Below are 16,308 nucleotides of genomic sequence, written 5' to 3' on the forward strand. Positions count from 1 at the left end.
ATGCCATAAATGCAGGTGTACCATTAGTTTTTGACAGGTTGACTCTCAGGTCTGCTCCCTTTGCTATTGAGAAGTTAATATCATGCACGTCCTCGCCGGCTATTGTTACTTCTTGGGTCAGTACTCCGGCATATTTGCCGCTCCAGTTTTCAATACCTACCGTATAAGTTCCGGAAGCCAGCCCTTTTATTTCATAATTTCCGTTGTCATCAATGTAAGCATATCTGTATATATTTCCTGATCGGGCATAGAGGTAAAAATCATATATATTATCAATATTTCCGTTAGTACATGTTATCTTTCCAGATATTGAGTAGGTAACAGGTATTGTGAATGAAACCGTATCTGTAGTAACCGTATTTACTGTCTTGCTCTCCCAGTACCAGTCTTCATTTTCTCCCATAGATATATATACAAAGTAATTTGTTCCCTTTGGTACAATGAATGTGGTTTCCAGAGTTCCGGCTGTTATCCACCTGTATCCGCTGAAGTACGGATCCACACTGAACACTTCTACTGAGTAAGGTGATTCAGCTTTGCTTACTTGTACATAGAGTGTTGCCATCTCATTAAATGTGGCATTTATTTCTATATCTCTACTTGGCATTTTAAACACTGCTTTATTATTTGAAACAATATTTATTTCATTGGCGAAAGCTCCTGCAGCAGTCCACCAGATGGATTTTAATATATTGCTTCCTTCAGGTTCAATTGTTAAGGTTACGGGTTCCCCTTCTCTAGCAGTTTCAGGAGCAATAATTGTACCTCCTGTGATACTGCCGCTTACAGTAATGCTGTAGCTCTTTGCAACCCATTTTGCATAGAGAGTTATATTAGTCTTTACTACATCTGTTTCAAAATTCCACTGTTGAGTTAATTGGAAATCCTTATACCATCCGGCAAAGTCGTATCCTTCACGGGTTGGAGGATTTGGCTCCGGAATTGTGCTGTCATAGTTTATTTCTGCGATTGGATCTACTTTGCTTCCGCCCATGGAGTTAAAGTACACGGAAAGTTTATTTGCTTCATATATTGCTCTTACTGTGAGATTTCCGGTTACCCTGTTGAAATCTGTATCCCATCCTTTAAAGGTGTAACCTTCTCGGGCCGGCGAAACAGGAGCTGTAGCTCCTTTCCCATATTCTACCTCCTGGGTTTTAAGTACCGTATCATCCCAGTCTAAGAAGGTTACTGTGTATTTGTTTATCTGGTATAATGCCTTAACTGTAATATTTCCGGTTATATTGTCAAAAGGCCTATCCCATCCTTTAAACGTGTATCCTTCACGGGTAGGATCTTCTTCAGGGGCTGTGGCACCTTTTCCATATTCTACTTCCTGGGTTTTAATTACTGTGCCATCCCAGTCTATGAAAGTTACTGTATACTTGTTAATTTCATATACTGCCTTTACTGTAATATTTCCAGTTACATTGTCAAAAGGCTTATCCCATCCGATAAAGGTGTAGCCTTCCCGGGTTGGGTCAGCAGGTGCTGTAGCACTTCCACCTCTTGGCACAACTTCGGTTTTTAATATGCTTCCGTCATGGTCCACAAAAGTTACTGTAAATTCTGTTGCTACAGGCCCGGTATAATCTACTACCTGGGACATCTGCTCTATTCCGTCGATAATATAGATGGCTATATATCTCCCATTTTCAAGTCCGGAGAAAGCACTTTGAGGAATATCTATTCTATTATCAGTAATATTTGTAATATCTACCTCTTTTACAAAAGTGAGTATATAGTCCTCAGGCTTAAATAATTTAACCGAAACGGTATTTGCACTGTTAAGCCTTAAGCCGGTAGCATAGTATATTCCCTCTTGGTTACCAATAGCAGTAATAACCGGTGAATTGTCGTTTACTTTATAGAATTTCATTTCATATGGAGTGGTAACAGGTCTGTCTTCACCGTTTTTATAATCCTTATGGACTGAACGTAATACAAAAACATTGGATGGTGCATTGGTCATATCCAGTTTTATTTCTTTGTCATTTATGCCTATAACCGGCACAGTAATCTCTTCAGCAGAATCAACTGAATGCATATAGAACATAACTTTGTTAAAATCTGTAATGTTTATAGCACCGCTATAAGGAATGACTAATGTATCTCCGTAGAATTCCTGAATATACCCTAAACCTGTAGAAATAAAGGGGAAATCAGGCATTATGAAGTTATTCCATGCTATTTCCTCGATTTCTTCCCCATCAGTTTTTATTACTCTTATTTTGTAGGAAGCATTTGGACTAAAGGCATATTCCCTCGCACTGTTAAAAGTGCCTCTTCCATTGTCAAGATCGGAGATGTCTATAGTTTCAAGTATTTTTGATCCTGTGGGTTTAGATTCAATAAGTTCAACTTTGCCCTTTCCTGAATAATCTATCAGGTTGAAGGACACTGTTTCACTTATTGGAAGCGCATTATTAACGAAATCTTGTGTTACAGGATACAATGAGTAGTATGGAAGAGAATTTTCAATATCAATATGGGGTAAGGTGTCTTCCTGAACTTCCCTGTATGCAAGAAATGTAAAATATACAGGATATCCATCAATCTCTCTTACGTAAAACTCAGCTATATCTTTACTGATAATATCTTCACCAAAATCAATAGTGCCATTTCCATCCGAATCAATAATCAAGTCGTACTCTATAGTTTCACCATTTTCTGAATAACTTGCAATATATTCCCCTTCAGGGACGCATTCAGTTTTCAGGGTGATTCCATCATCAAGGATAGTTGCATAAAGCACTTTTGGCTGATCAACTACAGAGAAAGAGTTCTCTGCATAAATATCTAATACTACATCCGTATCATAATCAAATACTATTTCATAAATATAGTTTTTTTCCAGAGGTTGAGTCAGGGTAAAATCAAAAGCAAGATAGGTTCTGTCTCCAATATCATTTAATTCCGCTTCTTCCCAGGTTATTCCATAAGGGTAGAGATACCGTTTTTCAGGTGCTTCTGCAACTGTATTCCCAAAATATTTATCTACAAGTTTGGCTTTCAAATTAGGCAGATCTGTAAACAAATGATTTAACTCTACTTCCACAGTGAAATTTCTGGTATCGGTTGTTAATTCATTACCATAATAGTTAACTGCATAAATATATTCTACTTCCAGATAATCTCCAAAAATTATATCCCCTTTGCCCAGATTAATTGAAGGTTTACTTTCAAATGATTCAGACTCATCTGAAATTATCACTTCAGCTGTATAAACTCCGGGTGAAATTGGTGCTGTTTTGTATAATTGATAATAGTAATATATTTTATCTTCAGGAGTCTCCATAATAATCCTGGTGGCTCCATTCATTTTATTTCTTAAAATTTCATTGCCATCTTTATCTTTAATAATTGTCTCGATGTAAGTATAGAATGGATCATCTTTAAAATTGTATACTTCGTCATATAGTTTGTCTGGAACTGTAAGGACCATTCTCCACCTGTTGCTGCGAAGGCTCAATTTGTTGGTTTCAAACAATGGTATTGGTTCAAACTCAACACTGATAACCACATCTTCGTCAGGCATAGGGAAAAATGCTTCGCCAGATACGCTAGAAACAGGGAATGATTTTCCGTTTACATAAATTTTGTCATCTTTAATTCTATATCCATCAGCTGGCTCTATAGTAACAAAAATTAATTCATTTGGTGCCGCATATTGATATTCTGTTGAAACAGTTCCATTTGATGTTGGGGCAATGGTAATAGAATGTACTTCTGCAAACTCAGCATAGACCGTTACAGGATATGACGGCATTGTGAAGCTGTATAAGGTACCGCTTCCTATAATATTTACCCGATCTCCAACATTATTAATATAATAAAGGGATACCAGCTTGAAACCTTCAACGGTATTAATGTATAAGTTTACAGTATCTCCTCCTTCTACGTAATAACTTTCACATAGAACTTCTCCACCCTCAGAAGATAATATTGTAACACGATGGCTGTCAGGAGATCCGAATGCAGCCCATATCACTATATCCTCAGCCGGCATTATAAAGGACATTGTATCAAGATCTATGTCAATATAAGTTCCGCCATCTGTAGGCATGTATTTCAGCTCTTTTAATTCAAAACCATATGAAGGGAATGCTTCGACTTCTATCTTTTCTCCCGGGACTGCTTCTGTTGTATTAACTGAAATAGTTCCATTAAAGATATTGGCGCTATCTATTGTAATCGTATATTCACTGTCAGGAACAGATTCAAATTCCGCAGTAATTTCAGTATCTCCGCCCAGTATGAAGCTTCTGCCGATAATAGGCTCACCATTAACTTTAATAGATCCTGGTTTTAACTGATACCCTTCTGCAGGTTTGTTTTTAATGTAAATTTCTGTTCCCTTGGTTGCCTCTGTAACTTTATCTCCCAAAACTGTCGCTTCAATGCTTCCGTTTGTAATTTCATCAAATATGGTTATAGTATAGGGATTATTATCTTGTGCCATATCTAAAGGAGCGAAGTAATTGTAGCTAAAACCTGTATTTCCTATAGGTATGCCATTTACATAAATAGCATTTTTATATTTTTTATAGAAATTTACGTTTTCGGATTCGGCACTTGTTATTATATGTCTTCCGTCTTCATTCACTAGATCAATAGTATGAACAGGCTGCACATTTGCTCCTTCAATATTGTAGAGCTTTAACTGTACATTGCTTACATTATCTATATTTTCTATCCAAAAGCTATTGACTGCCAGCAGATTGTTTTTATACGAGTACAAGCCTTCAACCAACGGTGCATTGCTATAAAGTGTGAAAAACCTATCATCACAAATATTTCTACCGTTTTCTTTCTTTAATTCCTGGCCATCATAATAGGCTTCATAAACATAGTGGCCAACCGGCATATCAACCAGAACATCCTGTTCCAGTGTAAAATTAGTCATTTCTTCGCCTGTTTGTTTAGTCACTTCAAAGTTCTGATATACATAATTATCAGCTGCCATATCTAATATATTCCTGGCTATTACTTTGAACTTGCTTAAATCCATTGGTGCTGCAACATCATTTGGAAGAGAAATATACCCTACCAGTTTTCCTTTTCTGACATTAAAATGGCCAAAGGAGTCGTTTCCTTGCGGTATACCTATTCCTCCATCTTCTTCATAAATATGATTATAGAAACTTATCTCACACTCTTCTACATCCCATTCCCCAAGTTCATTTTTGCTAAAAATCTCTACAAAGTACAATTTATCATTCTCCAGACTTAATACTTCCCCATTTGAATCGGTAAACTCAATATCAAAAGTATTATTATAAGGAACTACAATTTTTTCTGCTACGGTTTCATATTGATAGTCAGCATTTAAAGTACTTAAAATTGCCTTATATCGCTTGCCGGGTTTAAGTTTCTCTCCATACATAACAATGTTGGCATATCTGGGATTGGGCACAAGATATTTATAAATATCGGTGGTAACATACTCGCTAAAACCAAAACTGCTTTCCTCAGAGTAACAGTCTGTTTCAGTAATTACCTTTAATTTATAAGGACCAGAAGTAATCTCCTTTCCGGGATTCACAGTAAGTTTATATACAGCGTTAACGCTATATTCATAAGTACTCTCCAGGATGTATTCTCCATTACTTTCTGCGACAAGATTATCCTCTTTATCGTAAAGCCCTAAATCATAATCGTTTAAATTTATATTCTCACCTAAGGCTCTGATTCCAGCATATATTTCTCTTGAACCTATCTGCATTCTTGGATATTCTTCAAGCTCTGCCTGTGTTAGGATATAGGGTTTGTCTGTTACTGTTACTACCTTAGGAATAATTAATAACTCTGAACCATTTTCTTTTTTAAATATACCCACATCGTATTCCCCTGGCTCAAGCTGCCTGCCGCAGTATAGTTCTGCTACACCTATATTAATGTCATACCGCAGGTACAGCAATGAATCATCTTCAGGAAGTGCAGAGAATATTTTTTTATAACGATAGTCATAGATAGTAGATGAATAAAAGTAAGGGTTTTCATACCTATAATCATTCACTGCATATACTTCGCCACTGTCTGATTTAATAAGCTTAAATACTGTATCAATGCGCTCCTGATTAAAATCTGCCGGAAGGTTAACTTCGATATACGGTTCAAACTCAACATGGCTAAGGATTATGTCCTTACTGTTCATCTCTTCAATAGTCATAGAAGGGGAGACCGAAGGTACCAAATATATACTAAAGTCTACTGTTTCGTAACTTGGACCAGCCGATTTTTGAATCGTTATACTATAATCTACCTTTCCTTCTATCTGGTCGTACAAATTGATATCCAAAAATCCAGCTGAATCTGATACTCTATGTATAACCCAGCTTGTTTCATTCTGATTAATACTACTGGTTACCCTGGCAATGTATATATTGCTATCACCAGGTTCAAGTCCGGATATCTCAAATAGGATTTTTGTACCAACGTAGGAGTTGTTTATTTCAAAAAGATTAGCAGTAGTAATTGTTATGGGATTGCCAGAACCTGATATAAGATTGGCAGTTTTGGAGATCTTCTCAAGATTTGTTGGTATTGTGGTTTCATCGGTACTTTGTACCGTAAATATATTATTATCATTACTTTCCCCGCCATTGCTATCTTTGCCGGAACTTTCTTCATTAATATTCTTTTCATCAGTACCTTCTTCACCAATAGTTCCCTGATCGTTATTTCCTTGACTTTCTTGACCTTTATCTTCCTGGTTGGCATTTTGCCCATCAGTTTCTTCCTGATTTTCACTTTCCAGCTTTGTACCTTCTTCATCTGTATTTACTTCATTAGAACTAATTTCACTTGTACCTACCTCATCAGCATTAACAACGGATGCAAACATAGATAGCATAAAGATCAACGCAAAAAGCAGAGAAAGAAATCTTTTACCTCTTTTATACATTTACAGTCTCTCCTTTGTAAAATATTTGCTAATCTGACATGTCACCCGATGTGGATTGTGATGTGGATAATTGAGGTTTAAAATTATGTATCTTCTAATATTTACAGGAATGTTATAAATTAACATCCATATACCATCATAGCACTGCTTTTTAATAAAAACAATAATAAATAGGAAAAATTTCACAAACTTTTTTTACAAAGTTTTATAATTTGAAGACAAGCGAGTTTGCTCATATAATATATTTTACTTCCTTATTATCAAACAGTTCATCTATTTTTTCTGTAAAAAATTGCTTGATTTCATTTATGCTTTCATTCGAATATACATACTTCCCATAGCCAAATTGTCCATATTTAAACATACGGTATTCATTTTCCATTGGGAGGTCAGTTTCAGGAAATATCTGCAGAATACTGTTTTTAGCAGTTGTAGTATACCGATGGGATATAACCTCAAAGGTCACGGGAAATTTTAAATTATCAGGCAGTTTATCTCTTAACCGGATCAAAAGATCAAGGTACTCCTCTTTCCAGTTAGGATAAATTAATACCGGCGCAATTAAAAATCCTACAGGATATCCTGCCTGAGCTGCTTTCATACTTGCCTCTATCCTTTTATCACGGGATGCGGTAATTTTCTCATATTTATTTATTATTGCAGAAGTATTGATACTAAACCTTATTTCTGTATGATAATTATGTTCAATATTAAGAAGAGAATCTATATCATTATATTTTGTCACAAATCTAAACCTGCCATTTTCAGTTTTACTGAAAAAATTTATGGCCTTTTCCAAGGAATGAGTATAAGGTTCCACAGGTACCGGATCGGATGTGGCAGCTCCTTCAAATATAGTTATGCCAGGTAATCTTTCTTCAATATACTTTTCAGCCTGGTCAAGAATATCATCAATATTCGCATAAACTTTTGTGAAAGGCTTGTCTCCTAACATATTATTTAAGTAGCAATATTCACATTGGCCCATGCATCCTGATACCAATGGAAGCTGATAGTGGGCTGATGGTTTGCACGTTTGAAATTTCAGGCCTTTTCTGACTCCAACAATTAATGTTCTTTTTCCTTCCCTGTACTTGGAATATAAATCCTCACCAGGAATATGTTCTTTAAACCTGTTGGAAGTTAAGCGTATAATTTCGGTTCCGGGCTTATCCTTAAATTTGTCATAAATATCTTTGGCCATATCATATTCAAATGCGTCCTTTTCAAATATGATTCTTTTTGGTATAAACATATATCCTGCATACTAAACCAGCAAATTACTTTTTTAAAAAAATACAAAGCAAGCTGATTTATTTTCTCCTTTCTCAGTGATTAGTCAGTGATTACTAGTTTATTATGCACAGGATTAATATAATTAATGATGATTAATGTTTAAGTTACATCATTGATCCACTTGCCTGATTTTACCCTCATAATACTTAGTATACATTTGGCTATTTCCTCAAGTATAGTTAATGCATAAACTCCATGAACCGGGAGCCTCAAAACAAAAGCTCCTATAATAGATAAAGGGACACCAATAAACCACATGGTAGCTCCTTCTATTATGAGTGCCCGTGTGGCATCGCCGCCTCCACGTAAAATCCCAACAATAAGGATAACATCCAGCACTCTAATAAAAAATGTTACGGATGAAATATATAAAATAGCCTGGGAAGACCTTTTTACTGTTTCTGAAACATTAAAAAAGCCAAGCATCAAGGGCGAAGCTACAGCAATAGATAAACCCAACAAAACTCCCACTAATACAGAAAGTATGATATACCTCCTGGCATAATCCCTGCCGAGTTCCTCCTCCCCCGCTCCTATACTATTCCCCACCATAACCGCAGTAGCGCTGGACAACCCAAAGGCTGCAACCATAAACAGATTAAAAATAGTATTGCAAATTTGTATAGAGGCAACCGCCTGGGTGCCCATTCTCCCATAAACTGCAGAATAAACAAGGCTTGCCAGCCCCCAGCATGTATCATTAAGTATAACCGGTAATATTGTTTGATATGCTCTTTTTATATAATTTAAATTAATATCAGTTAGTTCTTTAATTGAAGCAGCCAATACTCCTCTGCTATAATAAATAGATACAACAAGTACTGTTGTTTCAATCACTCTGGCAATTACAGTAGCAAGAGCAGCTCCGCCAACTCCCATAACCGGTGCTCCAAATTTGCCGAATATAAATACATAATTTAAGAAAGCATTGCATAGCAGGGCTATAAAGCTAATTACCATTGGTTGGACCGCATTTCCAACGGATCTTAATGAGAAATTATACATAAATGTTATTCCTGTAAATATATAACTTGCCAATACAACTTTTAAATATCTGCTGCCCAAATCAATAACTTCACTATCCTTATTAAATAAAGCAATAATTTCTTGAGGTTTAAAGAATCCTAAAATCATAAATGCTAAGGAAACAACAGTGGTAGATACCAGTCCTACTCCCAGTATCCTTTTTATATTGGTTATATCTCTTTTTCCCCAGTATTGAGCTATAAATACACTGCATCCGGCGCATACCCCTATCAAAAACATATTAAAGAAAAAGAAATATTGATTTGCAATTCCGACTGCAGCAATCTCAGTCTCTCCTAGTTTTCCCACCATTACAGTATCTATCATATTTAAGAAAGATAATATTAAATTTTGAATCATTACCGGCAGCGATAATTTTAACATTTTAAAATAAAACTCTTTATCATGAAAAATACCATTAAGTGCTTGTCCCGTCTTAAACATGTTGTTCCTCCCCACAAGTTGCAGTCTGTGTCAATATATGGAAAACAGACAATTTATAAGCCTGAATATTCATTTTACACTATGTTGTGAGTTATGTAAATCAAGCTAACAGGCGTAGCGATTCACGGTATTTTCTTTTGGATTCCACATGAGTTTATACAAATATTATGAGTAATTTTGCCCTCGGTTTCCTATACTATCTATAAATCAATAAATTAATGATTCTTATTTTAAGAAGGTGGTAAAATAAGTATTTTAGAAACCATATATGACCATTCTTTGAAAATAGTGTTTGGCATTACAAACCCTATTAAAAAATCAATAGTTAAAACACATTGCGAAGTCCATAAATTTATCAATACTTCTGCCTTGGATATTTTAAGAAATGATAAATATTTAAATGAATACAACTTTTTTAAACATTACATCTCAGAAATTAACAAGGGTACAGTATGGGCAGACCAGGATTATAAAAGCACAAACCATTTTTATAACCCTGATAAAAAAAGAGGGCTTTACGGAAGAAAAAGCGCAATGGATTTAGGAGTTGATTATTATTCAAAAGCCATTAATCTGTGGAAAAACGGTGAGTTTAATAAATCAATGTTCTATCTGGGTGCGGCTCTTCATATTATCCAGGATATGACCATTCCCCAACATGCCAATATTCGCCTATTGGACAATCATCGCCAGTATGAGAACTATGTGAAGTATACATTTAAAAAATTAAGTGATTTTAATGTAGATAAAGGATCTTACTTGTTAGACTCAATTGAAAAATACATAAAATTTAACTCCAGAGTTGCTATTAAAATCTATAAAAAATTCAAACCGGTCCAAAAGGATGAGGACAGATTTTTTCTTGTAACCAGATGTTCACTCCCTCTTGCAAAAAGAACCACTGCAGGCGCAATGGTTATGTTTTACAGTGATATATCCGCTCTCAAACGATAAAGGAACAAGAATTCAATTAATAAATTCAATTAATTCTCAATAGATTTAATTAATTTGGAAATTCAATGGGAAATTACCATGTGGCAAGGAAAAGATTCCTTGCCACATAAAGCAAACTCAAGCTGTATAATTCTTTACCAGTTCAAACTCATCCTGTATCTCCTTGGATGGTTCTCGTGATAATAAGGAAACTATTACTATAGCAATACAGGATATTACAAATGCAGGGAAAAGTTCATAAATTCCAAACATTCCACCCAATGGCTTAATAAACAGTTTCCAGATAAAGACCATTCCTCCTCCTGCAAGCATTCCTGCAATTGCCCCTGACCTGGTAGTTCTCTTCCAGAATAACGAGAAAAGCATTATTGGTCCGAAGGTGGCACCAAATCCTGCCCATGCAAAAGATACTACAGTAAAAATTACACTGTTTTCATCCATAGCAATTATCATAGCAATTATGGATATTACTATTAAAGTGATTCTGGTCAGCCGTAAAACCTGTTTATCACTGGCATCCTTTTTCATAATTCCATGATAAATATTCTTTGAAAATGATGATGCTGCAATAAGCAGATATGAATCCGATGAACTTATGGTGGCTGCCAGTATACCTGCCATTACAATACCTGCCAACAACGGGAAGAAGAAACTTCTGGACATTAATATAAAAATATTTTCAGCTGAACCTTGTGTGAGGTAGGTATCAGGGAATAGCACCCTACCTATTATACCTATTGCAACTGAAGCAGCAAGTGAAATTATAACCCATACAGTTGCAATTCTTCTGGACATTTTGAGATTATTCGGATCTTTGATTGCCATGAACTTTAGTAAAACCTGAGGCATGCCAAAATATCCTAAACCCCAGGACATCGTAGAAATAATAGTCAGAAAGCCATATTTCCCTGCCTGGTCAAATAGTGGTTTTCCATTTTCCCCGATTTGCTGAATACCATCTACGATTTTCGGTTGGGCAATTCCGAAAAATTCTAAAAATCCCGGTATTTGTTTTGCATTCTCGATGATTGCTGATATTCCTCCTGCTTTCCATATACCGGTTATAAATACAGCAGCCAAAGCGAAGACCATTATCAACCCCTGCATAAAGTCCGAGGCACTTTCAGCTAAAAATCCTCCAACAAAGGTATAAGCAACCACAAATATTGCACCTAAAATCATCATGCTTATATAGCTGGTTCCGAACAGAGTACTAAAAAGTTTTCCTACAGTAACAAAACAACTTGCCGCATACACGCTAAAAAATACCAAAATGAAAAGCGCAGATATTGTCAGAATTACCTTTTTGTCCTCTTTAAACCTGTTACTGAAAAAATCAGGAATAGTAATTGAATCATAGGCAATATGTGAATAATTGCGAAGCCTTTTAGCCACCAACAGCCAATTTAAATATGTACCTATAGCCAAACCAATTGCTGTCCAGGCCGCATCACTTAAGCCATACCAATAGGCAACGCCGGGAAGTCCCATCAGCAGCCAACCGCTCATATCCGAAGCCTCAGCAGCCATGGCAGTAACCCAAGGCCCCAATGATCTGCCGCCAATTAGAAAATTACCGCTGCTTTCACTGGCTCTCTTTGCATAGTAAATTCCTATAGCTATTACTACAGCTATGTATAAGGTCATTGCAATGAAAATCTGTACACTACCTGCATCCATATCTTCTCCCCCTTAATAATTGAACAACTTAATTTGGTATTAGCATTTATAATTTTACAATGCATATTTATACAATTGTACATCACTAAAGTGCTTTATGTCTAGGATATATTTTATTTTTTTATTAAACGCACAAAGATAACATAATTTCTTCAGACAAAAAATTCTCTATCATCATGCTATAGCACCATAATACGATTATATCTGCAATATTTTCTGAGTTTATCTTCTATTTCATCATAAATCATAATATAATGATTTGAAATCTGGTTGCGGACAAAACTATCATAATCCATCTGGCTGTCAAGCCTTATTTCAACTGTTGAATAATTACTGCCTATTGATTTTACCGGATAAGCAGTTCCCTCAAGAATATGCATTGCATAACTTCCGGCTCCTCTTCCTTCCAACCGGGCCAGGGTTACTTTTCCTGACTTGTATCTTAAAGTACTTACTATCCCTCCTGTATTTATACCATCCTTGCTTATTCTCGGAGACATTGGATTTAACACAATATCACAGCTATTATCATGGCAGGAATGAGGAACCAATCCGCAGTGGCTCATAAGAAGGCTCCTATGGTTGTAAGGGTATATGTCCCCAAAGAAAAGTACAGCATCAGATATATTTCTCATTATAAGCATTGTTACTGCTGCATGGATATCCCCTTCATCACTGCACATTACGCCTTCATCTGTAAGCATGGATAAAGGCAGACAGGCAGCGCATCTTAGATAACTGGTGAATTCATGCTGGCACTTTACAGAAAGGGCATCCCACTCCCCTTCCTTAACAAGTTTCTTTAAAGCCAGGTACATTTTCAAGGAAAGCTCCAAAGACTGTTTGGTGTCTTCCGCAAATACATACCCTTTATCAAATCTTTTGCGTACTTCTTCAATTTCATCTTCTTTTATTTCTTCCATCATCTTTACAACAATATATGAATCCGCTCTATTATCAATCTCAATTCCAAAATGCTTCTTTAATCCCAGCTGGTCAAAAGTTGCAGTATAGATTCCCATAGAATTATATCCAATTAAACCGATCTTTGATCTTTTTAACCTGGAAGTTACCCTGATATTATCTAAAGCTGTTTCAAGCCTTTTCCTTGAAGCCGGTTCCTCAGGCATGCCCATAATATACTGGAACTTATAATTCATCTGTTCAAAGGCACTTTTAATAACCGCCGCAGCGGAGGAAGACCCGAAGAATATTCCCTGGTCAAGATAATAATCGGTTTCAGGAAAACCCCATAATATTAATGGTATATTCCCGATCTCTGACAACGGTTGTACAAGTGTGGGAGGTTCCACCCAATTGGTTACTATAGCTATTATGGCGTCAACATTGGAAACCTTCAATTCAATAAGACTTTCCCTTACCTCGGTATTACTTGTCAGAATTTTGTTGTTATAGATAACATCACATCCATAATCTTTTACAGCCTTATTACAGTCTTCAATGATTTTCCTTGCTGCCTCGGAAGGTTCTCTCAAGTGCGCTACCGTTATAATACCTACTTTCAATCCATTATTGATGTTTAAACAATTCATTTTTCCCCCTCCTATAAAATCAAAGTATACTGCCTATAAAAATACATCTCTTGACACAATTAAGTGTAATCAAAACTATCTGAGTTGTATCCTCTTATAACATAAATTAACCTACTGCGCTAGGTTAGGGTATATGCATTATTTATGAAAATAACATATGAGTGTGTTTTATTGCTAGTTATGTTTAGAACATAAAAAAATGCGTAATTTGCGGCAATGATGCCGCAAGCCCTTCAGCTTGAACTTGGATGGCAAATGTGCAGGGAGCTTTGGCAGAGCTCATGTTATTACTAAATAACGCATACGCCTTTAAAAAGTTAGCACAATGACTTAATTTATAAAGAAATATTAATACTCTATTTAATATTCGATATAGAACCTAAATTTCCTTTGAATAATATTCACTTTATCTTTATTTTCTTGTATAAAAGGCATGCCAGTATGATAATTCCTCCATATCCAATGACAGGATACAAATACTTCACAAGATTTGAGAATCCAAATTGACTTGCTATAAAAGAAAGTATAGTTATCTCAATAACTATCAGTTTTCCGTATATATCTTTTATATCAGTAATGCGTGCAGTAAATCCATAAAGGCTTCCTACTGCTGTAGTATATATTTCAGCAAGGAGCACTGCAATATAAACAACTTTTACTACTTGTGAAATCTGACCGGCAATATAAGCCATAGGTACTTCGATATCTATTACATTATTAATGTTCCTTGTTATTGCAATATTTATTGCCAAAGCACCCAAACCTAAGCCAAGACCTCCAAGTATTGCACCATTTCGTATTGACTTCATGTCATTTGCTTCTGATCCCAAAGGCGCAAGAACAGCTATTGAAAGGACTATATTATATGATGTATATAATATAGCAGACCAAAACCAGTTTTTGATAAGCTCATTGTCAGGAACTATTTGCGCATACACTGTTCCCGCATTCTCGGGCAGAGTAAAAAAAGAACCTATACTTACCCCCAGAACAGCCATTATTAGGAATGGGACAATGAAACTTATTGAATTAATAACGCCATTTATGCCTGTAAGTACTGTTACACAAGTAATAGCGGCCATGAAAAAATTTCCCCAGGCAGCAGGAATATGAAACTCCTGGGCTGCCATGGCTCCCGCACCTGCAATCATAGCGGTAAGAGACCCGAACAAAAAGAAAGATATAATATAATCTGCAATAGTTCCAAAAAACCTTCCTCCGGTAAATCTAATAATCTCAAGATGAGATGTGGAACCAAGCTTTCTTCCAAAATCCATAACTATATAACCAAACAGGATGAACATAACCGTTACGGCCACAAGTCCCATCAGCCCTTTTTCCCTGAATACTGAAAAAAACTGCAATATCTCCTGGCCTGAAGCAAATCCTGCACCTATAACAGTACCTATATATGTTGCTGCTACCTTGAATGTTGAGACATTATTTTTTTTAGTCATCTAATATCCTCTTATTATATGATTCTCACGTTGTTTAATATATTCATATAACAAAGGTATTAGATATATTCCCGATATGACAAACAGAATTAAAATATATTAATATCTCATAATATATTTATATCTCATGATATATTAATATCCCATTTCCCTTAATATTCTCGACAAAGTTTTCAATCTTTCCCCAATAAGCTCATCATCATTACTTAGTGCCTGCCTGAATAGTTTAATGTCTTCATCAATCATTTCATTATCAGTACAGACAGCTACTGTCATAGCATCTCCCTGAAGGCCAATCCGGTCAATAACAGGATTTTCTGTATTATATAACTTCTCGTAGCGGTAAGCCTCCCTGAAATGCTGAACCGACCTGCAAATAAGGATGGCAAGATCAATAACCCGGTGAAGAGGCAGTTCTTCTGACTGTCTTGACCATTTTTCCCCTGTATATCTCCATACCTTAGCTGAAATGTCAACCTTACCTCTGTCATTCCATTGAGCTAATCCTAGAGATAGGCCTTTTGCGTCTGAATTATAAGCATATCTGCCATCAATATTTTCGTAGTTTTCAGATACGATAACGGGCTTATGTTTTAATGTTGTCGGTATTTTCATAATTTTCACCTAATCCCTTTCTAATTCTAGATAACTCCTGATATACTATTTGAGTGTTCATATGAAATAATATTGAACACTCTTCTGATATCTAACCAAATATATATCTAACAAATATAATTCTAAGTTACATTAAAGTTTATGATCTACTAATTTAGTAATTTAGTAATTAACTAAATATATCATATATTATTTTTTACCTCATGTCAATAAAATATATTGGAGAAATCATAAACTCATAGATAATATACTTAGAGTAAAATTATCGTAGGCAAATTAAATAAAAATATGGGAAGAACCCAAAATAGGTCTTCCCATAATCACGATTTTCCTGTAGTTTGAGAATTGACAAGAAACCAAACGAAAGGGATCGTGA

At 35.6% G+C, this 16,308-nt stretch carries 8 protein-coding genes; 1 reads left to right on the top strand and 7 read right to left on the bottom strand.

Features of this window, described 5'->3' with window-relative positions; all coding sequences use genetic code 11:
• The 3 genes from GXX20_09270 to GXX20_09280 form a co-directional block, all read right to left on the bottom strand.
• Window positions 1-6,907, bottom strand: a 6,907-nt coding sequence (locus tag GXX20_09270; GenBank protein ID HHW31844.1) for an InlB B-repeat-containing protein, incomplete at its 3' end; no start/stop codon positions are given.
• Between the two features lie 232 nt (window positions 6,908-7,139).
• Window positions 7,140-8,162 carry a spore photoproduct lyase gene (gene splB, locus GXX20_09275; GenBank protein ID HHW31845.1) on the bottom strand — a complete coding sequence of 341 codons (1,023 nt, stop codon included), beginning with the start codon at window positions 8,160-8,162 and terminating at the stop codon, window positions 7,140-7,142.
• Between the two features lie 140 nt (window positions 8,163-8,302).
• Window positions 8,303-9,673, bottom strand: a complete 1,371-nt coding sequence (locus GXX20_09280) for an MATE family efflux transporter (GenBank protein ID HHW31846.1) — start codon at window positions 9,671-9,673, stop codon at window positions 8,303-8,305.
• Window positions 9,674-9,919: 246 nt separating this feature from the next.
• Here GXX20_09280 and GXX20_09285 point away from each other — a divergent pair, with 246 nt between their 5' ends.
• Complete coding sequence (locus tag GXX20_09285; GenBank protein HHW31847.1) at window positions 9,920-10,627, top strand: phospholipase; 708 nt, start codon at window positions 9,920-9,922, stop codon at window positions 10,625-10,627.
• 117 nt (window positions 10,628-10,744) lie between these two features.
• Here GXX20_09285 and putP read toward each other — a convergent pair whose 3' ends face one another.
• From putP to GXX20_09305, 4 genes are all read right to left on the bottom strand, one after another.
• Window positions 10,745-12,307, bottom strand: coding sequence for a sodium/proline symporter PutP (putP, locus tag GXX20_09290; GenBank protein ID HHW31848.1), 1,563 nt, complete (start codon window positions 12,305-12,307; stop codon window positions 10,745-10,747).
• A 179-nt stretch (window positions 12,308-12,486) separates the two neighbouring features.
• Window positions 12,487-13,860 (bottom strand): hypothetical protein, encoded by a 1,374-nt coding sequence (locus GXX20_09295; GenBank protein HHW31849.1) that lies wholly within the window; start codon window positions 13,858-13,860, stop codon window positions 12,487-12,489.
• A 401-nt stretch (window positions 13,861-14,261) separates the two neighbouring features.
• Window positions 14,262-15,317 carry a hypothetical protein gene (locus GXX20_09300; protein HHW31850.1) on the bottom strand — a complete coding sequence of 352 codons (1,056 nt, stop codon included), beginning with the start codon at window positions 15,315-15,317 and terminating at the stop codon, window positions 14,262-14,264.
• A 135-nt stretch (window positions 15,318-15,452) separates the two neighbouring features.
• The gene (locus GXX20_09305) at window positions 15,453-15,932 is read right to left on the bottom strand and encodes a hypothetical protein (protein HHW31851.1); all 480 of its coding nucleotides are present in this window, start codon (window positions 15,930-15,932) and stop codon (window positions 15,453-15,455) included.
• Window positions 15,933-16,308: the final 376 nt, after the last annotated feature.

The organism is Clostridiaceae bacterium (genome assembly GCA_012840395.1).
GTDB lineage: Bacteria > Bacillota > Clostridia > Acetivibrionales > DULL01 > DULL01.

Bases quoted from the DNA above. Each gene is read 5' to 3' on its own strand.
- splB (HHW31845.1), bottom strand. From the start codon at position 8,162: ATGTTTATACCAAAAAGAATCATATTTGAAAAGGACGCATTTGAATAT.
- GXX20_09280 (HHW31846.1), bottom strand. From the start codon at position 9,673: ATGTTTAAGACGGGACAAGCACTTAATGGTATTTTTCATGATAAAGAG.
- putP (HHW31848.1), bottom strand. From the start codon at position 12,307: ATGGATGCAGGTAGTGTACAGATTTTCATTGCAATGACCTTATACATA.
- GXX20_09295 (HHW31849.1), bottom strand. From the start codon at position 13,860: ATGAATTGTTTAAACATCAATAATGGATTGAAAGTAGGTATTATAACG.
- GXX20_09300 (HHW31850.1), bottom strand. From the start codon at position 15,317: ATGACTAAAAAAAATAATGTCTCAACATTCAAGGTAGCAGCAACATAT.
- GXX20_09305 (HHW31851.1), bottom strand. From the start codon at position 15,932: ATGAAAATACCGACAACATTAAAACATAAGCCCGTTATCGTATCTGAA.